Raw genomic sequence first — 20,553 nt, forward strand, 5'->3', positions numbered from 1 at the left:
CGCTCAATAACGCCATGTCGATCACTCCTGGATCCCCCGACCAACAGCCAGGGGACGATCAAAACATGGGTCATTTCTCAGTGAAAACTTCTGCCCCTAGAGGGTCAGATCTCAGTGACATTCAACAATCAGCGTCAACCCGCAGCTTAGGCTTGCCCATGAGCAGCTAGAGCGAGATCGCAAGCGCCATGCGCCGACACGGGCCGATATAGCCGCAAAGCAGGCAGCGGTTCACTCCATGCTCAGGAGGCACGCACATGGCTGACAGGCCCATTCTATTCTCCGGCGCCATGGTCCGCGCCCTGCTCAATGGCAGCAAGACCCAGACGCGGCGCACAATCAAAATGCCCGAGTGGGCGACCCACGTTGCCTATGACGCCTTCCATGGATGGCGGTTCAACAGTCTCGATCATTCGGAACCCCTCCTGCTCAGGATTGACGAGGGCGACCGCCTCTGGGTCCGAGAAAGCCTCAAGATCGAGAGCACTGATCAGGGTGTCCGCTATCCGACCTATGCGGCCGACGGCGCCAAACTCTGGCCGTTGTCGGAATGGACCCGCGAACGCAACGCTGTCCCATCTATTCACATGCCGCGCTGGGCCTCCCGCCTGACACTCACCGTCACCGATGTGCGGGTTGAGCGCTTGCAAGATTGCAGCGCGGCAGATGCCATCGCAGAAGGCATTCGCGGCAATGGGTTCGAGGGCTGGGTCGACTACAGCGAGGGCGACAAGCCTTGCGACTTCTTGGTTGACCCGCGTCAGAGCTACCGCACGCTTTGGAATAGCATCAACGGGCCCGGCGCATGGGAGGCCAATCCATGGGTCGCGGCCTACACCTTCACGGTCCAGCGCAGGAACATTGATCAACTGTCGGGCACGAAATGATGATCCGCAGCCAAAAGATACTGCGCAGCGCCAAGGGCCAGACATGCGCCTTCCGCTTCCCCGGCATCTGCAACGGCGGCACGGAAACGACCGTCTGGGCCCATCTCAACGGCGGTCGGTTCGGCAAGGGCATGGGCATGAAAGCCCATGACGTGCTGGGCGGGCATGCGTGCTTCTGGTGCCACCGCTACATCGATGGCGGGCACTTCACCGCGCCGCAGATGACCGATGGCGAGTTCTTCGAAGGCGTCCTTGGCGGCGTCACAGAGACCTATGTGCGGCTGATCGTGGCTGGGCTGGTCATTGTCCCGCTCGACCCCGAAAGGCCCGCCAGTGAGCGTGCCGCGAAGCCGCGCAAGCCGCCAGAGCAGCGGACCAAGATCAATTCACGGAATGACTGGCCGACCGGCCAGAAAATCCAAAGCAGAAACGATCTGCGAAAGAGAGAACGGACATGACCTCAATGCACTGTCCTGACCTTCCCAATCAGATCCCGCCACCGCTCCAAAAGTGCAGCGATCTTTTCGGCCTTCTCCGGATGATCAGTGGCAATGATCAGCAGTTGATCAATCTCTCGGCTCCACAGGGCAAGCGTGTCTGCATGTGGGATTACCCCGCTGTCCATCATTGCCCTGTATCGGTGCAGTGTCTGGCGGGAGAGGATGATGCGCTGATCGGCTTCTTCGGGGGTCATGGAGGCAACGTCGCTTCCTGCATCAATGCAGTCAAGGAGGTCCCGCAATGAGCCGCCTGGCTGCTCGCATCCGCCATGATGAGGTGACGCGCATGGTCAAGGCCGCAAAGGCCTGTGGCCTGCCCATCTATGGCATCCAGTTCGACGGCGCGACCGTCACTGTGATTACAGAGGAAAGCAGGGATAAGCCGACAGGCGGCCTTGACCGCGGCGCAGGCAGTGAGCCGGTTCAGGAGGTGGACACCCTCTGATGGATGAAATGCCGCGCAAGCTCCCGCCCTTTGTCACCCGCGACAGGTCCCGGCACGGTCGCGTCCGGTTCTATTTCCGGCGCGGCAAGGGGCCGCGAGTGCGGCTGCCAGACGATCTGCAGTCGGCGGAGTTCAAGGAAGCCTATGAGGCGGCATTGGCCGGCAAGGCCAACAGAGACCACCGGATAGCGCGAACGCCGTCTGACACGCTCCGCTGGCTCGTAGAGAGGTATATGGAGAGCGGCAAGTGGGCCAACTTCTCCGATGCCACCCGCAAGCAGCAAAGCCTGCTCTTTTCCGATGCCATCGAGCGGGGCAAGAACCCGCCCTATCGGGGCATCACGCGCCGGACCATGCAGAAGGCCATGGATGACCGCGCCAAAACACCTGCTCTGGCCAACAACTTCCTCAAGGCCATGAGAGGACTGTTCCGCTGGGCGATCACGATGGAATACGTCGATGTCGACCCCACGGCCGAGATCAATGGCTTCACCTACAAGACCGACGGCTTCAAGGCTTGGGACGATTCAGACATAGAGGCATTCTGCAAAAGGTGGCCAGTTGGCACCAAGCCTAGGCTGGCTCTGGCGCTCTATCTGGTGTCAGGCCTTCGCCGCAGCGACGTGCACAGGCTGGGCCCGCAGCACCTCAAGGACGGACTTATTGCCATCCGGGCGGCCAAGCCGCCGCACCACATGATCACCGTCACCGCACCGCAGTTCCTGCTGGACACGATAGCCAAGACGCCGACTGGGGGCATGGCCTTCATGACGAAGGACGACGGTCGCCCGTTCAAGTCGAAAGAGAGTTTTGGGAATTGGTTCGGCGCGCGTTGCCGAGATGCCGGGCTCGAAACCGGGAAGGCTGCTCATGGCCTTCGCAAATACTCTGCCACGGAAGCCGCAAATGGCGGCGCGACGACACACGAGCTCATGGCCAGGTTCGGGTGGAGCAATCCACAGCAGGCCGAAGTTTATACGCGCAAGGCCGACAGGAGGCGCCTGTCGATAGCCGCTTCGGCGCGGCTTGAAGAACGATTCAAGGACATGACGCCCCTCACCCAAGAGCCCGGTGCGGGGAAAACGTCTAAAAGCGGTTGAATATCAATAGCATAAAAGAGCGGTGGTGGGCCCACCAGGACTCGAACCTGGAACCAGACCGTTATGAGCGGTCGGCTCTAACCATTGAGCTATAGGCCCTTGCCCGCGTCATATCAGGGTCGCGGCCGCTGTCAAACTCTGTTTGTGCAGCCTATGCACACAAGCCCATAGCCACTTCCCCTCATGCTCTCGCTCGGCTAGTTTGTGCGCCACCCGAACAGATGACGGACAGCGCCCATGCGGGACGGGGATATCATTCATGGCCTGATGCGCGGGCTTTCGGTGATCGAGTGCTTCGATGAGGACCATGCCCGCATGTCAATCACCGATGTGGCCGAGCGCACCGGCCTTGAACGCGCCACCGCACGGCGCTGCCTGCTTACTTTGGTCCACCTGGGCTACGCCACCTATGACGGCAAGTTTTTCCAGTTGACGCCGCGCGTGCTCAATCTGGGCCATTCCTATCTCGCCGCCACGCCCCTGCCCCGGCTGATCCAGCCTTTCCTCGAAGAGCTCTCCCGCGCCACCGGCGAGAGCACCTCGGCAGCGGTGCTGGAAGGCACCGACATTCTCTATATCGCACGAGCCTCCACCCGTCGCGTCATGTCGATCAATCTGGGCGCGGGCGCGCGCCTGCCCGCCTATTGTACCTCCATGGGCCGGACCCTGTTGGCCGCGTTGCCGCCCGAAGAGGCCCAGGCGATTCTCGATCGCTCCGATCTTGTCGCCTATACCGCGCGCACCAAGGCCGACCCGGCCACCATCACCACGGAACTGGCCGTGATCGCCGCCCAGGGCTTCGCCGTTATCGACCAGGAACTCGAACTGGGCCTGTGTTCAATCGCCGTGCCGTTGCACAACGCCATCGGCCAGGTCGTGGCTGCCATCAATATCGGCGCCCATGTCGCCCGCGCACCGACCTCGCGCATGATCGCCCATTTCCTGCCCCTGATGCGCAAGGTCCAGGCCGAGGTCCGTCCACTGCTGCGCTAGGGTTTTGCACAGCCCGAAACAATGTCCGGAAACTGTCACACAGCGCCGCTAGTTTGACCTGCAAAGGCCCGGAAAAGGCGTGGTTAACAACCGTTGACGCCTTCTCCGCACCAATCGGCAAGAGACAGGTGCTTTTTTCTCACTGCTGATTTTCACCTTTATTTTCAACAGATTAAATTGTCACAAACCAGTCATTGAACTGCAATAAAACTGTCGCTGCGCACTCCTATGGTCTGCCGCGTCACAGGGCGGCCCAACGAATGGCTGGCCATGTTTGCAAACGAATTCCGGAAGGGACATTCCATGAAGACCGCACTCTACGCCAGTGCCGCCGTTATCGCTCTCGCAGCGTTCGGCACCAATGCTGCCTACGCCCAGTCGCGCGACACCATCCAGATCGCCGGCTCCTCGACTGTGCTGCCGTTCTCCTCGATCGTCGCCGAAGAATTCGCCAACGCCTTCCCTGACTACAACGCACCCAACGTTGCTGGTGGCGGTTCGGGCGGCGGCAAGCGTCAGCTCTGCGAAGGCGTGGGTGAAGCCACTCTCGATATCGGCAACTCCTCTTCCAAGATGAGCGCCAGCGAGCTGGAAAACTGCCAGGCTAATGGCGTGACCGACGTCCGCGAAGTCGTGTTCGGCTTTGACGGCATCGTCTTCGCCACCGGCATCGAACAGGGTGACTTCGCTCTCGAGCCCGTTCACCTCTACAAGGCCATCGCTGCTCAGGTTCCTGTTGACGGCGAAATGGTCGACAATCCCTACACCAACTGGTCCGAGATCGACGCTTCGCTGCCCGACCAGGCCATCTTCGTTGCTATCCCGGGCACCAATCACGGCACCCGCGAAGTGTTCGACGTCCGCGTTCTGGAAGTCGGCTGTGAAGCTGCCGAACTGCCCGAAATGGACGAAGACGCCATGGAAGCTGCTTGCCTGACCCCGCGTCAGGACGTCGTGGTGGAAATCGCCGGCGACTACACCGAAACCCTGGCTCGCCTGCAGTCGAACCCCGAAGCCATCGGCGTGTTCGGTCTCTCCTTCTACGACCAGAACCGCGACACCCTCAAGGTTGCCACTGTCTCCGGCGTCGAGCCGAGCCTGGAAACCATTGCCTCGGGTGACTATCCGGTCTCGCGTCCGCTCCAGTTCTACGTCAAGGGTGCCCATATCGGCGTGATCCCGGGCCTGGAAGACTTCGTTGCCTTCTTCCTGTCCGAGCAGATGGCCGGTGCCGGTGGCACTCTGGAAGCTGCTGGTCTGGTTCCGGCCTCCAGCGAATTCCTCGCTGCCCAGCTCGAAGCCTTCAACAACGCCGAACAGTACCAGCCGTAAGCGGTCCTGTTACACCTTGGAGAATCCCGGCTCTGCCGGGGTTCTCCTGTCTCTTGCATGACAAGCGCCAGGCCCTTTGGGCTGGCCCGCCAGGAAGGATCGCTTCGCCGTGAACGCCCTCGTTATCGCAGCCCTTCTGCTGGTTCTACTCACGGTTTCCTATCAGGTGGGCTGGTCGCGTAGCCGCAAACTTGCCGACGGCAAGGACACCCGCCTCCATTCCCGCCCGATTTATCATGGCGTCCTGGCCGCACTGTTCGCCGTCCTCCCCGCCATCGTCATTATTGGCCTGTGGGCGCTGTTCAGCCAGTCGGTCACCAATAGCTTCATACTGGCGCAACTGCCCGCAGAGGTCGCGCAGCAGGAGCCGTTTGCCGTGCAGTCCGCCATTGCCCGCGTGCAGGCGATTGCCTCCGGCTATGGCGTCATTGGCGAACCGACCGCCGCGGAAACGGCCGCCGCGAGCGCCTATGCCTCGTTCCAGCAACTCTCCTTTCTTGGTGTGATTGCCGCCGCTGCCGCCCTGGGCGCAGGCGGCCTGTTCTGGGCCCAGCGCCGCATCGCGCCGCGTCTGCGCGCACGCACCGAAGTGGAAATTTTCGTCCGCCTGGCGCTGATCGCCTGTTCTACCGTGGCGATCCTGACCACGTTGGGCATCGTGCTATCCCTCCTCGCCGACGCGCTGCGCTTCTTCAGTTTCATCAATCCGCTGGACTTCTTCTTCGGCACCACCTGGAACCCGCGCTTCCAGAGCGCCGGCACCGGATCGGCCGGCGAATATGGTCTGCTGCCGCTGCTCTGGGGCACGGTGATGATCAGTATCATCGCCATGCTGGTCGCTGTTCCTATCGGGCTGATGTCAGCAATCTATCTGTCTCAATATGCCCATGAGCGCGTGCGCAGCGTCGTTAAGCCGATCATCGAAATTCTCGCCGGCATTCCCACCATCGTCTATGGCTTCTTCGCCCTGGTCACAGTCGGCCCGTTCCTGTCCGGCCTGGGCGAAGCCATCGGCATCGACATCCGCGCCACCAGCGCCCTCACCGCCGGCGTGGTGATGGGCATCATGATTATCCCCTTCATTTCCTCGCTCAGCGACGACATTCTGGGCCAGGTGCCGCGCACCATGCGCGACGGATCGCTCGGCCTGGGTGCCACCCAGTCAGAGACCATCCGCAAGGTGCTGCTGCCTGCCGCCCTGCCCGGCGTGGTCGGCGCTGTGCTGCTCGCCGTCAGTCGCGCCATCGGCGAAACAATGATCGTGGTGCTGGCCGCCGGCAACAGCCCTGTGCTGCGCGCCAACCCGGCCGAGCCGACCTCCACCGTGACCGTCAGCATCGTCAACCAGCTCACCGGTGACGCCGATTTCACCAGCCCGCAATCGCTGGTCGCCTTCGCCCTTGGCCTCACCCTTTTCGCCATGACATTGCTGCTCAACGTCCTGGCGCTCTACATCGTCCGCAAATTCAGGGAGCAATACGAATAGCCATGACCGATACCGTGCTCCCTGGCGCCGCCGCAGGCGCGCAAAATCGCGAACGGGTCCGCAAGAGCCTGAGCCGTCGCCACCGCAACGAGATATTGTTCCGCTGGGCCGGCATTCTCTCCATTGCCGCCGCGCTTGGTTTCGTCGCCATTCTGTTCGGCATGATCCTGTCCAAGGGCCTGCCATCCTTCTGGCAGTCCACCGTTCACGTCGAAGCCTTCTTCGACCCCGAACTGATCGAAGGCGGCCCACGCCCGGTGCTCGCCGACTTCCCGTCGCCCGCCGACCACCAGCAGGCGGTGAATGAGTGGCAGCGCGCCGTGACGCTGTCGAACTGGAACCGCATTGTCGAGACTGCACTGCGGGCCGAAGCGCCGGATTTCGAAATTGAAACCCGCGACCTGCTCGAACTGGTCACATCCTCCGCCCGCTTCCAACTACGCGACATGTATTTCGCCAATCCGGACGTGCTGGGCCAGACCATGCCGGTCTCCATTCTTGCCTCGGCCAATACCGACAACTGGCTCAAGGGCACCATCGACCGCTCCCAGCCCGATGAGCGTCAGCAACTTGCAGCCACGACCCGGACACTGGCCGACCAGTTCGAAGAAAACGGCACCATCAGCTTCGATTTCGCCTGGCACATCTTCACCAATGTCGACAGCCGTTCGGCCCCCGCCACCGCAGGTCTGGCCGGCGCCTTCATGGGCTCGCTCTACATGATGATCGTGGTGATCGTGCTGGCCGTGCCAATTGGCGTCGCAAGTGCGGTCTATCTTGAGGAATTCGCGCCCAAGAACCGCCTGACCGACCTGATCGAGGTCAACATCAACAATCTGGCGGCCGTGCCGTCCATCGTCTTCGGCCTGCTCGGCGCCGCCGTGTTCATCAACTATTTCGGCCTGCCGCGCTCAGCGCCTCTGGTTGGTGGCCTGGTGCTGACGCTGATGACGCTGCCAACAATCATCATCGCCACCCGCGCTGCGCTGCGTGCAGTTCCACCATCGCTGCGCCAGGCCGCCCTCGGGCTTGGTGCCTCGCGCAACCAGACCGTGTTCCACCACGTCCTGCCCATGACCTATCCGGGCGTGCTGACGGCGACGATCATCGGCGTCGCACAGGCGCTGGGTGAAACGGCTCCGCTGCTGCTGATCGGCATGAGCGCCTTCATTGCCAATATTCCGGCCGGTCCGCTGGACTCGGCCACCGCCCTTCCGGTGCAGATCTATCTCTGGCAGGGTAACGAAAACCGCAACTTCTTCGAGGCGCGGACGTCTGCAGCCATCATCGTTCTGCTCGGATTGATGCTCCTGCTCAATGCCATCGCCATCTTCCTGCGCTCGCGCCTCGAAAAGCGCGCTTAAGGAGACACCAAAATGGACGTTCTCGCCGGCAAGGTTAAAGTGACCTCAAAGACTCTGGATCAGACCATGAAACCCGCTGAACTGATGGATCATCCCATCCGCCTCTCCGCACGTGACGTCACCGTCCATTATGGTGAGAAGCAGGCGCTGCATGGTATCTCCATCGACATTCCCGATCGCGCCGTCACCTCCTTCATCGGTCCCTCGGGCTGCGGCAAGTCGACCTTCCTGCGCTGCATCAACCGCATGAACGACACCATTGAAGGCGCCAAGGTTGGCGGCAAGATCGAGCTGGACGGGGAGGATATCTACTCGCCAGACCTGGACGTTGTCGAGTTGCGCGCGCGCGTCGGCATGGTGTTCCAGAAGCCGAACCCCTTCCCCAAGTCGATCTATGACAATGTGGCCTATGGCCCGCGCATTCACGGCCTCGCCAAGTCCAAGGCCGATCTCGATGAGATCGTCGTATCCTCTCTCCGCAAGGCGGGCCTGTTCGAAGAAGTAAAGGATCGCCTCTCCGAACCCGGCACAGGCCTCTCCGGCGGCCAGCAGCAGCGCCTCTGCATCGCCCGCGCCATTGCCGTTGGCCCCGAAGTCATCCTGATGGACGAGCCCTGCTCGGCCCTTGACCCTATCGCCACCGCCATCATCGAAGAACTGATCGACGAACTGCGCGAGAACTACACCATCGTGATCGTCACCCACTCGATGCAGCAGGCCGCCCGCGTCAGCCAGAAAACCGCCTTCTTCCACCTCGGCAACCTGATCGAGCATGGCGACACCGAAGACATCTTCACCAATCCGGTGAACAAGCAGACCCAGGACTACATCATGGGCCGTATTGGCTAAAGGCCGCGGGAAGAGGATAAACCATGCCCAATACCGGCACCGACCACATCGTTACGTCTTACAATGAAGAACTGCTCTCGCTCGCCCAGGCCATCGCGGAAATGGGCGGCCAGGTCGAAGTGGCCATCGAGAATGGCACCCGCGCCCTGCTCAAGCTGGATCGCGAACTGGCCGACCTGACCATCATTGCCGATCAGCGCATCGACGACATGCAGCGCGAAATCGATGACATGGCCGTCTCGATGATTGCCCGTCGCCAGCCCATGGCCAGCGATCTTCGCGCCATCATCACCGCAATCCACGTCGCTTCGGACCTTGAACGCATTGGCGACATGGCCAAGCAATTGGCCCGCCGCTCGCTCAAGCTCGAAGGGCTCAATCTGCAGCCAACCTTCTACAATGGCGTCAAGAACATGACGGCACTGGTGATGCGGCAGGTCAAAGATGCGCTGGATGCATACGGCAATCGCGAGGAAGCCGCCTCCATCGAGGTCTGCAATCGCGATGACGAGGTGGACGCCATGTACACCTCCCTGTTCCGCGAACTGCTGACCTATATGCTCGAAGATCCGCGCAACATCACAGCCTGCACCCATTTGCTGTTCTGCGCCAAGAGCCTGGAACGCGTCGGTGACCACGCCACCAATATCGCCGAGCGGGCCTATTATCTGGCCACTGGCAAGCAACTCACCAGCGACGTCCAGGACCTGCAGCGCCAGCAGATCAAGGCTTAGCAGGCGGTCTGCACAGCAGATGAAAGGCTCCGCTGGAGCCTTTCAAGCCAACAAGGCCATGAGACCGGCGGTCGAATGGCGGGAAGGTGGGACAACCACCATATCCGAACTCAATGCCCGGCCCCGTTCTCGGGTGCCGACCGATGGAGCACGTCCATGCCCGCGACGATACTTGTTGTCGAAGATGAAGGCGATATCGCCATTCTGTTGCGCTACAATCTGGAGGCCGAAGGCTTCCGCGTGGTCACCGCCGAAAGTGGCGACGAGGCGCAGCAAGCCCTTGCCGAAAAACTGCCCGACCTGATCCTGCTCGACTGGATGCTGCCTGAGATTTCCGGCATCGAACTGTGTCGGCGCCTGCGCGCCCGCGACGAAACCTCTCGCATCCCGATCATCATGCTCACCGCGCGCGGCGAGGAAGAAGAACGCGTCCGCGGACTCTCGACCGGTGCTGATGATTATGTGGTCAAACCCTTCTCGGTGCCCGAACTGGTGGCGCGCATTCATGCCCTCTTGCGCCGCGCCAACCCCAATCTGGTCACCACAGCGCTGAAGGTCGGCGATCTCGAACTTGATCGCACCACCCACCGCGTGCGCCGTGCCAGCCGCGACGTTCATCTTGGCCCCACGGAATACCGCCTGCTCGAATATCTCATGCGCCATCCCGGCCGCGTCTATTCGCGCGAACAGCTTCTCGACGGCGTCTGGGGCAATGATGTCTATGTCGACGAACGCACCGTCGACGTCCATATTGGGCGGCTTCGCCGCGCCATCAATCGCGGCCGCGAAGCGGACCCCATCCGCACGGTCCGCGGCGCCGGCTACGCCTTCGACGAGCGCTTCGCCGCCAACGCCTGAAGCCAAAAGCTTCAACAAGACGACAAACGGGGCCGCGAGGGCCCCGTTCTGGTTTCCTGTGTCCGATGCAATCAGCCAGCAGCAGTGTAGGCGGTCTTCACCACGGTGAAGAACTCGGCGGCGTATTTGCCCTGCTCGCGCGGGCCGTAGGACGACCCCTTGCGCCCGCCGAAGGGAACGTGAAAATCGACGCCCGCCGTCGGCACGTTGACCATCACCATGCCGGCTTCCGCATTGCGCTTGAAGTGCGTGGCATATTTCAGCGAAGTCGTGACGATACCGGCGCTGAGACCAAATTCGGTGTCATTGGCAGTGGCCAGCGCTTCCTCATAGTCCTTGACCTTGATGACCGCAGCGACCGGCCCGAAGATCTCCTCACGGGCAATACGCATCTGGTTGGTCGCCCCGACAAACAGCGCCGGCTGCAGGAAGTGGCCTTCGGTGGGCGCATTGACACGATTGCCGCCAGCACGCAGTTCGGCGCCCTCATTCCGCCCGATCTCGATATAGTCCATGTCCTGCTTGAGCTGGCTGGGATCGACCACCGGACCGATTTCGGTGTCTTTGGCCAGCGCATCGCCCACGCGCAGATTCTTGGTCCGCTCACACAGCGCATCGACGAATTTGTCGTGAATGCCCTCTGTGACGATCACCCGGCTCGACGCTGTGCAACGCTGGCCGGTGGAGAAGAAGGCCGATTGCGCCACGGTTTCCACGGCCACCTTGAGGTCGGCATCGTCCAGCACGATGGTCGGGTTCTTGCCGCCCATTTCAAGCTGGAACTTGCGGCCATGCTCGATCGAGGCCGCCGCCACGCGCTTGCCAGTGCCCACCGAGCCGGTAAAGCTGACGGCGCTGACATCAGGGCTGTCCAGCATGGTCTGGCCGACAACCGACCCCTTGCCCATGACCAGGTTCAGAACCCCCTTGGGCAGGCCGGCGCGCACCAGAATGTCCACGATCGCCCAGGTCGAGCCCGGCACCAGATCGGCCGGCTTGACCACGACCGTATTTCCATAGGCAAGGGCTGGCGCAATCTTCCAGGCCGGAATGGCGATCGGGAAATTCCATGGCGTGATGATGCCGATCACCCCGATCGGCTCGCGCGTGATTTCCACGCCCACGCCGGGCCGCACGGAGGGCAGCACTTCGCCGGCCAGGCGCAGCACTTCACCGGCGAAGAAATCGAAGATCTGCGCAGCGCGGGTCACCTCGCCAATGCCCTCGGGCAGGGTCTTGCCCTCTTCGCGGCTGAGCAGCTCGCCCAGCTCCTGCTTGCGTGCGGTGATTTCATCAGCAGTCTTGCGCAGGATCGCATGGCGCTCGAGAATTCCCGAACGTGACCAGGCGGGAAATGCAGCCTTGGCAGCGGCAATCGCCTGCTTGGTTTCCTCGGCCGTGGCGCGGGCATAAACACCCACAACTTCCTTGAGATTGGACGGGTTGATGTTCTCGACGCCATCCGAGCCGACCCATTCGCCGTCGATCAGGTTCTTGTGCAGTTCGGTCATCGTGAGGCCTTTCGGTTAATACGCTCGGGGAGAAGAAGCGTGAAATTAGAGAAGGTTGGCCTGCGCGAGGTCGCGCAGCAAATGGCTGGTGCCATAGGTCCAGGGCGGACATTTGGTGGACAGGTTGACCCGATTGGTCAGGGTACCAAGGCTGGGTGTCGAAATGGAGACGACGTCGCCCAGCTTGTGGGTAAAGCCCTTGCCTTCGCCGTCGCGATCCTTGACCGGGGCAAACATGGTGCCGAGGTAGAGCACGAGCCCATCGGGATATTGATGATGCGCGCCCACGGTTGCGGCGACCAGCGATTCCGGCGTACGCGAAATCTGCGCCATGTTGGACTGGCCTTCGAGCACGAAGCCATCCGTGCCCTCGACCCGCAGCGCAATTTCCGCCTGCTTGATGGTCTCAAGCGAAAAATCACCGTCAAACAGCCGCACGAACGGTCCCAGCGAAGCTGATGCATTATTGTCCTTGGCCTTGCCCAGCAGCAGCGCCGAACGGCCCTCGACATCGCGTAGATTGACGTCATTGCCCAGCGTCGCACCGATGATGTCGCCCTTGCTGGTCACCAGCAGCGCCACTTCCGGCTCGGGATTGTTCCAGTTCGAAATCGGGTGCAGCCCGACTTCGGCACCATGGCCCACCGAACTCATCGGCTGGCCCTTGGTAAAAATTTCGGCGTCCGGTCCGATGCCCACTTCCAGATACTGGCTCCAGACGCCCTTTTCGATCAGCGCCGCCTTGACCTTCATGGCCGCATCAGAGCCGGGCACCAATTGGCTGAGGTCGGTGCCGATCAGATCCAGGATTTCGGTCCGCAGCGCATCGGCCCGCGAATTGTCGCCCCGCGCCTGTTCTTCGATCACGCGCTCGAGCAGCGACACCACGAAGGTCACGCCGGAGGCCTTGAGTGCCTGCAGATCAACCGGCGTCAGCAATTGCGGCCGGTCCGGCCTGCCGGCGATTGCATTGGCCATCACCGCTTCAATATCGCCAACCACGCGACCAGGAGCGGTTTTAACATGCTCGGCGGCCCGCCCGCTTTCGGCAATATCACGCACAGTGGCCATGCCCCGTGCGGTGATATCGACCAACTGGCCGTCCCGCACCGTCACGATCCGGGGATATTCGAACCCGTCAATTCTGGCCCGGCCGACCAGAACACCATTGGGAATACCGTTCACGCTCATTCACGCCCCCTGACATGTTAGCCACGTGACTAGCCCATGGGATCGCCGCGGGGCAAGTGCAGAACGGCATAAGTCATACTTAATTGCAAGGCAATGGCGGGTTTTCCGTTCAACTCCGGTTCATCTGCGCCGCAATACTGACGCATTGGGTCGGGACATCTCGGCCCAGCATAGATTCAAGGAGTTTTCCATGCGTGCCCTGAGCGTCCTCGTGCCTTTCGCCCTGATCGCAACCGCCCTGCCCGCCTATGCAGGCACAATCGCCATTGAGGGACGCGGCGAAGTACGCGCCGCACCGGACATGGCCACAATCAATTCCGGCGTCACCACCCAGGGCGCCACCGCCCGCGAGGCGCTCGACGCCAATACGGCGGCCATGAGCGAGCTCATCGCCGCTCTCAAGGAAGCCGGCATCGAAGCGCGGGATATCCAGACCTCCGGCTTCTCGGTCAATCCGAACTATGTCTATTCCGACGCCCGCGATGAGCTGGGCTATACCATGCCGCCCAAGATCAATGGTTACCAGGTGTCCAATTCGGTCACCGTGGTCGTGCGCGATCTCGAAGAACTGGGGAGCATTCTCGACCGCTCGGTGACCGTGGGTGCCAACACGGTCAACGGTGTCAGCTTCTCGGTGGCGGATCCTTCCGAACTGCTCGATGAGGCGCGCAAGCTGGCTTTTGCCGACGCCCGCGACAAGGCCGAACTCTATGCCGGTGTCGCCGATGCAACACTGGGCGATCTGGAACAGATTTCCGAGCGTCAGGACTTCAATGCGCCCCAGCCCTACCCCATGTATGCCCGGGCCGAGATGGCGGGGTCTGCTCCCGTCCCCGTTGAGGCAGGCGAAATGAGCTTTGCCATCACGGTCAATGTGACGTGGGATTTGAACAACAGCGCCGAGTAATCGGTGCACAACTGGCAGCGCCGCCATGTTTTGGCCAAACCCGAACGGCCAAACGCGCGTTGTCCATTTTCATGGGCGGGTCCGGGTCTCCGGCTTGCCCTTGAGTTCCCGGATCCCCTCTTTGAGGGGGCTTGGGCGGTGGGGACGGTTCCACCGTAGTCACTCCGTCCCCACCAACCCCAAACCGGGCGGCTTTGCCGCAAAATCGCTCCAGTGGAGCGATTTTAGGTTTGGGGGCCATGAGAGCTACGCTCGAATGGCATGCTCCGGTGGAGCCAGACGAGACAAGGAGGCCACGAAGGCTATGCCTGAGTGGCTAGGCGGCTTTGCCGCAAAATCGCTCCAGTGGAGCGATTTTAGGTTTGGAGGCCATGAGACTTCGAACCGGCGCACCGCGCAAAATCCCTCCGATGGAGGGATTTTAGGTAAGAAGGCCACGAGACCTACGGTCGAGTGGCTGCTCGAATGGCATGCTCCGGTGGAGCCATTTTCAGGGTGAGAAGGCCACAAGATCTACGGTCGAGTGGCAGCGCGAATGGCGTCCCTACCCCATCACCACTTCCCACAACATGTTCAGCCCCACCGCCACCAGGAACAGGGCAAACACGTATTTCAGCGTCTTCTGGTCCAGCCGATGCGCCAGGGCGGCGCCCCAGGGCGCGCAGAAGGCGGCGAGCACGCCGACCAGCGCCAGCGCAAGCAAGTTTACGTAGCCGATGCTGAGCGGCGGCAGTCCGTCCACACCCCAGCCCGAGATCAGAAATCCGGCCGTGCCTGAAACGGCAATCGCCACGCCAATGGCCGCCGACGTGCCAACCGCCTTGTGCATGGTCTCCCCGAAGGCCACCAGGGTCGGCACGGTCAGCGAGCCGCCGCCAATCCCCATCAGGGACGACACATAGCCCACCACCAGCGCCGAAATGCGATGCGTGATGCTTGATCCCTTCAGATGCCCCATCAGCTTCGTCTGGAAGGCGAAAATGATATTGGCCGCGATCACGAAGGCCATGACAGCAAACACGATGCGCAGCACATCACCCGAATAGAGCCCCGCCATCAGCCCGCCGACAAAGGTGCCCAGGACGATGAACGGCGCCCAGAGCTTGAGCACGTCGAGATCGAGCGCCCCGCGCTTGTGGTGCGCCCGCGCGCTCATGATCCCGGTCGGAATGATGATGGCCAGCGAAGTGCCCACGGCCACATGCTGCACCACCTCGGCGTCAAAGCCCATCAGCAGCAGGGCATTGCTCAGCGCTGGGACAATCACCGCACCGCCGCCAATGCCCAGCAATCCCGCGGCGATCCCAGAGATCACCCCGGTCACCATCAGCCCCACGACGAAGGGCCAGTAACCGGCCAGAGCGCCCCAATCCATATTCATTCCCCGATGATATGAAACACCAGCTCGCGCCGATGCGGGCGCCGCCGGTGTTCAAAAAGATAAAGTCCCTGCCAGGTCCCCAGCACCGGCCGCCCGCCGCTGACCGGAATGCCGATCGAGGTCTGGGTCAGCGCGGCCTTGATATGGGCGGGCATGTCGTCCGGGCCTTCGGTGGTGTGCACCAGCCAGTCCATGCCCTCGGGCACCAGTCGGCCGAAAAAACCCGTCATGTCGGTCTGCACATCCGGATCGGCATTCTCCTGAATCAGCAGCGAGCAGGACGTGTGCCGCACATAGGCCGTCACCAGCCCGGTCTCGATCCGGGTATTGGCAACAAAACTGCGCAGGGTGCGGGTTACTTCAAAGAGCCCCTGCCCCCGCGTCTCGACAATGTGGCTATCGATGGCCTGCTGCATCCTCGTGGCCTAGCACGGGGGCATGCGGTCCGGAAGGCCAGTACCGGCTCGAACCGTCCAGCAGGCCGTCCGCCATGCCGCATTGAGGCCGCAATGCACCTATCCTTCTGCGATAACGTCCACGGCGGAACCCATGGCACAGCCCCGCGTTCTGGCCATTGCGGGGCCTGTCGGACACATCTGTGATCAATCAGACCTGTTCATACAGCGTTCAGGTACGCCCCACGATGCTCGACAGGAAGTGTTTGAAACACAAAAGGATAAGAACAATGCGCCTCAAAAACTGGCTCCTTGCCGGAACCAGCATCGGCCTTTTGGCCTTTGCGCCCATCTCGGCCCATGCCCAGGACGCCGAATTGCAGACGGCCTACCAGGCCTATATTGAAGCCCAGGCCTCCGGCGACGCTGCTGCCCTGGAAGCAGCGCAGACCGCTCTGACTGAGCTGTGCATCGTTGGCGGTTACGCAAGCCTGGAAGAATGTATCGCCGCGATTGAAGCAGGCGGCGCGCAACCGGCTGCCGAAGAACCCGTGGTTGAAGAAGAAGCCCCCGCTGAAGAACCTGTCGCCGAGGAACCGGCACCTGTTGAGGAGGCCGCCCCTGTTGAGGAGCCCGCTGCCGAAGAGCCCGCGCCCGAACAGCCGCCTGCCGAAGAACCTGTGGCTGAGGAGCCTGCCGTTGAGGAACCCGTAGTCGAAGAGCCGGTTGCTGAAGAACCGGTCGTCGAAGAACCCGTCGCTGAACAGCCTGCCGCCGAGGAACCGGCTGCCGAACCTGCCCCGGCTCAGGAAGAGCCTGCGGCCGAAGAACCCGTCGCCGAAGAACCCGTGACGGAAGAAGCACCGGCGGAAGAAACCCCTGTCGTTGAAGACGCGCCCCCGGCCGAAGAGCAGCCCGTTGAAGACGCCGCTGTCGAAGAAGAGGCCAGCATCGAAGCGCAATTGAGCGCTCAGGTCGACGCCCATAATGCTGCTGTCGCCGATCTGGCGGCCGGCGCTGACGCCACTGAAGCGCAGTCCCGCATTGATGCGGCCCTGGCCGAGATCACCGCGATCTGCGGCGTGCTGGGCTATGGCGATATCGACGCCTGCCTCGCCGAATTCGGCCTGGAGCTCGCCCCGCTTCCCGAAGCGGTCCCCACCGAAGAGCAGCCTGCCGCCCCGGGCGACGAGCAGCCCGAACCTGTGGAAGAAACCACATCCGAGGGCGAGCCTGCCGAGATGGTCGAAGATCTGCCCGAAGGCGTGACCGAAGATCAGATCGCCCCGGTACTCGATAGCGCCAAGGATCAAGAAGCCGCTCCTTCGGAAAGTGCCCAGCCGATTGAAGGCGAGGGCAATGCCGAGGCTGAAACCAATGCGGACGCCGAGGCAGAAGCACAGGCTGAAGCACCTGCCGAGGAACCAGCCGCTCCAGCCCCCGCCAATGACGAGGAAGCCGAGTCCGAGGAAACGCGTGCGCTTGCCGCCGAGCCCATCGCCGCAGTGAACGCAGAAGAAGGTGAGGCCGTCACCGCTGAGGAAAATACTACCGTCAACCAGACGGTTGTGAACAATTACATTACCAACATCACGACCAATGTGACCGGCGACAACAATACGGTCGCCACCGGATCGCAGCAGACCCCGGTGACCGTGGTGGAATCGCCTGAGGTCCAGACCGGTGGTGGCGACGCCTTTGCCCAGTTGATCCTGCAGGTTGGCACCCAGCTCATCGTCAACTCGGTCGGTCTCGACACGGATCGCTTCTATGATCCGCAGGAAGACGAGATCTACTATGAGCGCCTGAGCAATGACCGCGTTCGCGAAGTGATTACCCGTCCTGATGGCACCCAGATTATCACCGTGCGCAATCGCAATGGCGACATCCTGCGCCGCTCGCGCATCACCCCGGATGGCCGCGAATATGTCTTGGCCTATTTCGATGACGACTATTACGACGACCTCGAACATTGGCGCGATCCGGCAGAAAACCTGCCCCCGCTTCGCCTCAACATTCCGGTGCGCGAATATGTGCTCGACTCCCGCTATGCTGACGAGGAAGAACTGGAAGTTTTCTTCAGCCAGCCGCCGGTCGAGCAGGTCGCCCGCCTCTATTCCATCGATGAGGTGAAGCGTTCGGCTCGCCTGCGCGACAGCGTCCGTCGTCTCGAAGTGGGTAATCTGACCTTCGATACCGGCGCCGCCACGATCGAGCGGAGCCAGGTGCAGGCATTGTCCGGCGTGGCCAATGCCATGTTGTCCCTGCTTGAGCGCAATCCGAACGAGACCTTCCTGATCGAGGGTCACACCGACGCCATCGGTTCGGATATCGCAAACCTGCGCCTGTCGGACCTGCGGGCGGCCACCGTTGCCCGCGTGCTGACCGATTTCTATGGCGTGCCGCCCGAAAACCTGGCGACCCAGGGCTATGGCGAACGCTATCTCAAGATCCGCACCGAGGCGGCCGAACGTGAAAACCGTCGCGTCACCATCCGCCGGATCACGCCGCTGATCACCGTCGCCGCACGCTGATTGTAGCCACAAAACACAATGAAAGGCCGGGCCTCGTGCCCGGCCTTTCTTTTGGCCTATCAGCCAATGACGAATTCTTGAAAAAGCCACAATGAGTCACGGCGGACTCATGCCCAACCAGATCAATAACACATTGAATCAAAAGGGATTACTTGCCAAATCCTAGTAAAGAGCACCCTCTTCACAATTCTGGGAACTCTCCATTCAGGGCCGCGTTTATTAGCCAGCGTTGAAACATAGGAGCAAATGATGGCTACCCCCGAACGCGATACTGTTTACACCCGTGACGGCAACCGTACCGTCTACACCCGCGAGAGCAATGGTACCGGCTGGTTCGTCGGTATCATCGTTGCCCTGGCCCTGCTGGCCATTGGCTATCTCGTCTTCTCGGCCAACTCCGGTCCTGCGACGACCGTTGATGTGAACGGCGTCCCGGCCACCGAGGCCCCGATGACCGACCCGGCCATGGCTCCGGCCCCGATGACCGAGGCCCCCGCCGTTGAAACCGCCCCCGCTCCGTCGACGGAAGCCCCCGCCGCGGAAACGGCCCCGATGACTGAGACCGCTCCGGTTGCCGAGCCTGCCGCTCCGGCCGAAACGGCTCCGGCCACCGACGCCGAGGTCGCACCGCCGGCCGAGCCCACCCAGTAACACCTGAACCGGGCCTGGCCCCTCCCTCCAGGACCGCAAAAGACCCCGGCACCCCACCGGGGTCTTTCTTTGTGCGTATTACATCTGGGCAACAAAGCTTGCAGCCAGCGCGCCAGGCCCCCATTTAGGGCGCAACGCCAACAAGGGAGCACCCATGTTCAATATCGACCAGATCCTGAAGTCCTTACAGACCGACCAGAACACCCAACGCACCGCCATGACCGGCGCGGCCGGCCTTGCTGCGGGCATGCTCCTGTCTGGTGGCAAGCCCGGAAAGCTCCTGGGCAATGCGGTAAAGGTGGGCGCCATCGCCGCCGTCGGCGGTCTCGCCTACAAGGCCTGGCAGAACCATCAGCAGGGCCAGTCCGCACCCGCCGGCACCCAGCCTCCGCGCGAAGACGCCTTCATCCCCGCCCCGACCGACACGGCAGCGCAGGAAGAACTGGGCAAGACCCTGGTGCGCGCCATGATTGCCGCCGCCAAGGCCGATGGCCGCATCGACGCTGAGGAAAAGGAAGCAATCTTCGAAAAGCTCAAGACCATGCCGCTATCCGCTGAGGAAAAGGCCTGGGTCTTCGACGAGCTCTCGACCCCGCTCGACATCAATGCCGTTGTCGCCCGCGCCGATACGCCCGAACACGCCGCCGAAATCTACGCTGCCTCGCTTGTCGCCATCAGCGCCGATACGGCGGCCGAGCAGGCTTATCTTGAGGCACTGGCCATCAAGCTCAAGCTTGACCCGGCCCTGGTAACCGAAATTCACCGCCAGGCCGATGAGAGGGCCCCTCAGCCTGCCGCCACGCCACCATCGCCTTGGGCCTATACGCCCAATACCAGCAACGTGTGAAATTGGCGGGCTGCGCGGAAAAAATCTGCGCAGCCCGTATGCATGGTGCCGATCAGTTCCAGTTATCGATACTGACGTCTTTAGGATGCGGCGAGCCCTGCCCCGTTTCCAGCAACGATTTCAGGCTCATCAGGAACATCGCCCATTTGGTACTGCAATGGTGCATGGATTCGCTCGGCTCGGACCAGCCGGAATGCCTGAACATCACCAGCGTGTAGTCGTCCGCCTGGCTGATATCGAAGCTGATGCGTGTGCCGATCCAGTCTTCCGGCCCATTCATCACCTGCCATTCGACGCGCTTGCCGGGAACCTGCTCCAGCACCTTCATCACAAAGAAGCCTGTTTCGCCAAAGGTGAACCGGATCAGCTTGCCCGCAGCATCGTCCCGCTTCACGTCATTGGTCCACCATGCGCCCAGCCCCTCAAGCTGGGTCAGGGCCAGAAAGGCATCCTGCGGGCTCGACGACTTGGCGCCAATTTTGTGTAGGATATCGTGCATTGCTACTCTCCTGCATATCTAAGCGATGAAGCTGGCCGCCCTGGGCGGCTCGAGGGCAAACTAGGGGGTGCCGGCACCATGGCGGGAGT

The 20,553-nt window shown here is 61.9% G+C and carries 21 protein-coding genes and 1 tRNA gene; 15 read left to right on the top strand and 7 right to left on the bottom strand.

Going from position 1 to position 20,553, the window contains the following annotated elements; genetic code table 11:
• Positions 1-257: 257 nt before the first annotated feature.
• Complete coding sequence (locus tag DDE76_RS16750) at positions 258-887, top strand: hypothetical protein (RefSeq protein WP_104893751.1); 630 nt, start codon at positions 258-260, stop codon at positions 885-887.
• On the top strand, positions 887-1,345 hold the full coding sequence (locus DDE76_RS16755; RefSeq protein WP_157955868.1) for a nuclease domain-containing protein: 459 nt from the start codon (positions 887-889) through the stop codon (positions 1,343-1,345). The genes DDE76_RS16750 and DDE76_RS16755 overlap by 1 nt, the downstream gene beginning before the upstream one ends.
• Positions 1,346-1,347: 2 nt before the next feature.
• On the opposite strand, the gene DDE76_RS16760 is transcribed toward DDE76_RS16755, so the two are convergent.
• On the bottom strand, positions 1,348-1,581 hold the full coding sequence (locus tag DDE76_RS16760; RefSeq protein WP_104893749.1) for a hypothetical protein: 234 nt from the start codon (positions 1,579-1,581) through the stop codon (positions 1,348-1,350).
• Between the two features lie 47 nt (positions 1,582-1,628).
• Between DDE76_RS16760 and DDE76_RS16765 the strand changes: the two genes are divergently transcribed.
• Together DDE76_RS16765 and DDE76_RS16770 are read left to right on the top strand one after the other, a co-directional pair.
• Positions 1,629-1,832: a hypothetical protein gene (locus tag DDE76_RS16765; protein ID WP_104893748.1), complete on the top strand. Its 204-nt coding sequence runs from the start codon at positions 1,629-1,631 to the stop codon at positions 1,830-1,832.
• The gene (locus tag DDE76_RS16770) at positions 1,832-2,932 is read left to right on the top strand and encodes a tyrosine-type recombinase/integrase (RefSeq protein ID WP_104893747.1); all 1,101 of its coding nucleotides are present in this window, start codon (positions 1,832-1,834) and stop codon (positions 2,930-2,932) included. Before DDE76_RS16765 ends, DDE76_RS16770 begins: the two co-directional genes overlap by 1 nt.
• A 23-nt stretch (positions 2,933-2,955) precedes the next feature.
• Here the strand turns inward: DDE76_RS16770 and DDE76_RS16775 are convergent.
• Positions 2,956-3,031: transfer RNA gene (locus DDE76_RS16775), tRNA-Ile, on the bottom strand.
• Positions 3,032-3,169: 138 nt separating this feature from the next.
• On the opposite strand from DDE76_RS16775, the gene DDE76_RS16780 reads away from it, so the two are divergent.
• The 7 genes from DDE76_RS16780 to phoB all read left to right on the top strand — a co-directional run bounded on the left by DDE76_RS16780 (position 3,170) and on the right by phoB (position 10,548).
• Positions 3,170-3,925 carry an IclR family transcriptional regulator gene (locus DDE76_RS16780; RefSeq protein ID WP_104893746.1) on the top strand — a complete coding sequence of 252 codons (756 nt, stop codon included), beginning with the start codon at positions 3,170-3,172 and terminating at the stop codon, positions 3,923-3,925.
• Positions 3,926-4,228: 303 nt separating this feature from the next.
• The gene (locus DDE76_RS16785; RefSeq protein ID WP_104894964.1) at positions 4,229-5,257 is read left to right on the top strand and encodes a PstS family phosphate ABC transporter substrate-binding protein; all 1,029 of its coding nucleotides are present in this window, start codon (positions 4,229-4,231) and stop codon (positions 5,255-5,257) included.
• Positions 5,258-5,366: 109 nt separating this feature from the next.
• Positions 5,367-6,743 (top strand): phosphate ABC transporter permease subunit PstC, encoded by a 1,377-nt coding sequence (pstC, locus tag DDE76_RS16790; protein WP_104894963.1) that lies wholly within the window; start codon positions 5,367-5,369, stop codon positions 6,741-6,743.
• Positions 6,744-6,745: 2 nt separating this feature from the next.
• Positions 6,746-8,107, top strand: coding sequence for a phosphate ABC transporter permease PstA (pstA, locus tag DDE76_RS16795; protein WP_104893745.1), 1,362 nt, complete (start codon positions 6,746-6,748; stop codon positions 8,105-8,107).
• Between the two features lie 66 nt (positions 8,108-8,173).
• Complete coding sequence (gene pstB / locus DDE76_RS16800; protein ID WP_245892036.1) at positions 8,174-8,956, top strand: phosphate ABC transporter ATP-binding protein PstB; 783 nt, start codon at positions 8,174-8,176, stop codon at positions 8,954-8,956.
• Positions 8,957-8,979: 23 nt separating this feature from the next.
• Positions 8,980-9,690, top strand: a complete 711-nt coding sequence (gene phoU / locus DDE76_RS16805) for a phosphate signaling complex protein PhoU (protein WP_104893743.1) — start codon at positions 8,980-8,982, stop codon at positions 9,688-9,690.
• 156 nt (positions 9,691-9,846) lie between these two features.
• On the top strand, positions 9,847-10,548 hold the full coding sequence (gene phoB, locus DDE76_RS16810; RefSeq protein WP_104893742.1) for a phosphate regulon transcriptional regulator PhoB: 702 nt from the start codon (positions 9,847-9,849) through the stop codon (positions 10,546-10,548).
• A gap of 71 nt (positions 10,549-10,619) precedes the next feature.
• On the opposite strand, the gene DDE76_RS16815 is transcribed toward phoB, so the two are convergent.
• Positions 10,620-12,059 carry an aldehyde dehydrogenase family protein gene (locus tag DDE76_RS16815; RefSeq protein ID WP_104893741.1) on the bottom strand — a complete coding sequence of 480 codons (1,440 nt, stop codon included), beginning with the start codon at positions 12,057-12,059 and terminating at the stop codon, positions 10,620-10,622.
• A gap of 45 nt (positions 12,060-12,104) precedes the next feature.
• The gene (locus DDE76_RS16820; RefSeq protein WP_104893740.1) at positions 12,105-13,250 is read right to left on the bottom strand and encodes a fumarylacetoacetate hydrolase family protein; all 1,146 of its coding nucleotides are present in this window, start codon (positions 13,248-13,250) and stop codon (positions 12,105-12,107) included.
• A 190-nt stretch (positions 13,251-13,440) separates the two neighbouring features.
• Between DDE76_RS16820 and DDE76_RS16825 the strand changes: the two genes are divergently transcribed.
• The gene (locus DDE76_RS16825; protein WP_104893739.1) at positions 13,441-14,157 is read left to right on the top strand and encodes an SIMPL domain-containing protein; all 717 of its coding nucleotides are present in this window, start codon (positions 13,441-13,443) and stop codon (positions 14,155-14,157) included.
• Between the two features lie 544 nt (positions 14,158-14,701).
• Here DDE76_RS16825 and DDE76_RS16830 read toward each other — a convergent pair.
• Both DDE76_RS16830 and DDE76_RS16835 read right to left on the bottom strand, forming a co-directional pair.
• Positions 14,702-15,532, bottom strand: a complete 831-nt coding sequence (locus tag DDE76_RS16830) for a sulfite exporter TauE/SafE family protein (RefSeq protein WP_245892029.1) — start codon at positions 15,530-15,532, stop codon at positions 14,702-14,704.
• Positions 15,533-15,534: 2 nt separating this feature from the next.
• Positions 15,535-15,954: a secondary thiamine-phosphate synthase enzyme YjbQ gene (locus DDE76_RS16835; protein ID WP_104893737.1), complete on the bottom strand. Its 420-nt coding sequence runs from the start codon at positions 15,952-15,954 to the stop codon at positions 15,535-15,537.
• Positions 15,955-16,223: 269 nt separating this feature from the next.
• Here DDE76_RS16835 and DDE76_RS19640 point away from each other — a divergent pair, with 269 nt between their 5' ends.
• The 3 genes from DDE76_RS19640 to DDE76_RS16850 all read left to right on the top strand — a co-directional run bounded on the left by DDE76_RS19640 (position 16,224) and on the right by DDE76_RS16850 (position 19,965).
• Positions 16,224-18,467: an OmpA family protein gene (locus DDE76_RS19640; protein WP_104893736.1), complete on the top strand. Its 2,244-nt coding sequence runs from the start codon at positions 16,224-16,226 to the stop codon at positions 18,465-18,467.
• Positions 18,468-18,716: 249 nt separating this feature from the next.
• Complete coding sequence (locus DDE76_RS16845; protein WP_198650938.1) at positions 18,717-19,118, top strand: hypothetical protein; 402 nt, start codon at positions 18,717-18,719, stop codon at positions 19,116-19,118.
• A 154-nt stretch (positions 19,119-19,272) separates the two neighbouring features.
• Complete coding sequence (locus DDE76_RS16850) at positions 19,273-19,965, top strand: tellurite resistance TerB family protein (RefSeq protein WP_104893735.1); 693 nt, start codon at positions 19,273-19,275, stop codon at positions 19,963-19,965.
• Positions 19,966-20,017: 52 nt separating this feature from the next.
• Here the strand turns inward: DDE76_RS16850 and DDE76_RS16855 are convergent, their stop codons facing one another.
• Entirely contained in the window at positions 20,018-20,464 is a 447-nt protein-coding gene (locus DDE76_RS16855) for an SRPBCC family protein (protein ID WP_104893734.1), read from the bottom strand.
• Between the last annotated feature and the right edge of the window lie 89 nt (positions 20,465-20,553).

The sequence above is a fragment of the Devosia indica genome (assembly GCF_003056405.1).
GTDB lineage: Bacteria > Pseudomonadota > Alphaproteobacteria > Rhizobiales > Devosiaceae > Devosia > Devosia indica.

Bases quoted from the DNA above. Each gene is read 5' to 3' on its own strand.
- DDE76_RS16750 (WP_104893751.1), top strand. From the start codon at position 258: ATGGCTGACAGGCCCATTCTATTCTCCGGCGCCATGGTCCGCGCCCTG.
- DDE76_RS16755 (WP_157955868.1), top strand. From the start codon at position 887: ATGATCCGCAGCCAAAAGATACTGCGCAGCGCCAAGGGCCAGACATGC.
- DDE76_RS16760 (WP_104893749.1), bottom strand. From the start codon at position 1,581: ATGACCCCCGAAGAAGCCGATCAGCGCATCATCCTCTCCCGCCAGACA.
- DDE76_RS16765 (WP_104893748.1), top strand. From the start codon at position 1,629: ATGAGCCGCCTGGCTGCTCGCATCCGCCATGATGAGGTGACGCGCATG.
- DDE76_RS16770 (WP_104893747.1), top strand. From the start codon at position 1,832: ATGGATGAAATGCCGCGCAAGCTCCCGCCCTTTGTCACCCGCGACAGG.
- DDE76_RS16780 (WP_104893746.1), top strand. From the start codon at position 3,170: ATGCGGGACGGGGATATCATTCATGGCCTGATGCGCGGGCTTTCGGTG.
- DDE76_RS16785 (WP_104894964.1), top strand. From the start codon at position 4,229: ATGAAGACCGCACTCTACGCCAGTGCCGCCGTTATCGCTCTCGCAGCG.
- pstA (WP_104893745.1), top strand. From the start codon at position 6,746: ATGACCGATACCGTGCTCCCTGGCGCCGCCGCAGGCGCGCAAAATCGC.
- pstB (WP_245892036.1), top strand. From the start codon at position 8,174: ATGAAACCCGCTGAACTGATGGATCATCCCATCCGCCTCTCCGCACGT.
- phoU (WP_104893743.1), top strand. From the start codon at position 8,980: ATGCCCAATACCGGCACCGACCACATCGTTACGTCTTACAATGAAGAA.
- phoB (WP_104893742.1), top strand. From the start codon at position 9,847: ATGCCCGCGACGATACTTGTTGTCGAAGATGAAGGCGATATCGCCATT.
- DDE76_RS16815 (WP_104893741.1), bottom strand. From the start codon at position 12,059: ATGACCGAACTGCACAAGAACCTGATCGACGGCGAATGGGTCGGCTCG.
- DDE76_RS16820 (WP_104893740.1), bottom strand. From the start codon at position 13,250: ATGAGCGTGAACGGTATTCCCAATGGTGTTCTGGTCGGCCGGGCCAGA.
- DDE76_RS16825 (WP_104893739.1), top strand. From the start codon at position 13,441: ATGCGTGCCCTGAGCGTCCTCGTGCCTTTCGCCCTGATCGCAACCGCC.
- DDE76_RS16830 (WP_245892029.1), bottom strand. From the start codon at position 15,532: ATGGATTGGGGCGCTCTGGCCGGTTACTGGCCCTTCGTCGTGGGGCTG.
- DDE76_RS16835 (WP_104893737.1), bottom strand. From the start codon at position 15,954: ATGCAGCAGGCCATCGATAGCCACATTGTCGAGACGCGGGGGCAGGGG.
- DDE76_RS19640 (WP_104893736.1), top strand. From the start codon at position 16,224: ATGCGCCTCAAAAACTGGCTCCTTGCCGGAACCAGCATCGGCCTTTTG.
- DDE76_RS16845 (WP_198650938.1), top strand. From the start codon at position 18,717: ATGGCTACCCCCGAACGCGATACTGTTTACACCCGTGACGGCAACCGT.
- DDE76_RS16850 (WP_104893735.1), top strand. From the start codon at position 19,273: ATGTTCAATATCGACCAGATCCTGAAGTCCTTACAGACCGACCAGAAC.
- DDE76_RS16855 (WP_104893734.1), bottom strand. From the start codon at position 20,464: ATGCACGATATCCTACACAAAATTGGCGCCAAGTCGTCGAGCCCGCAG.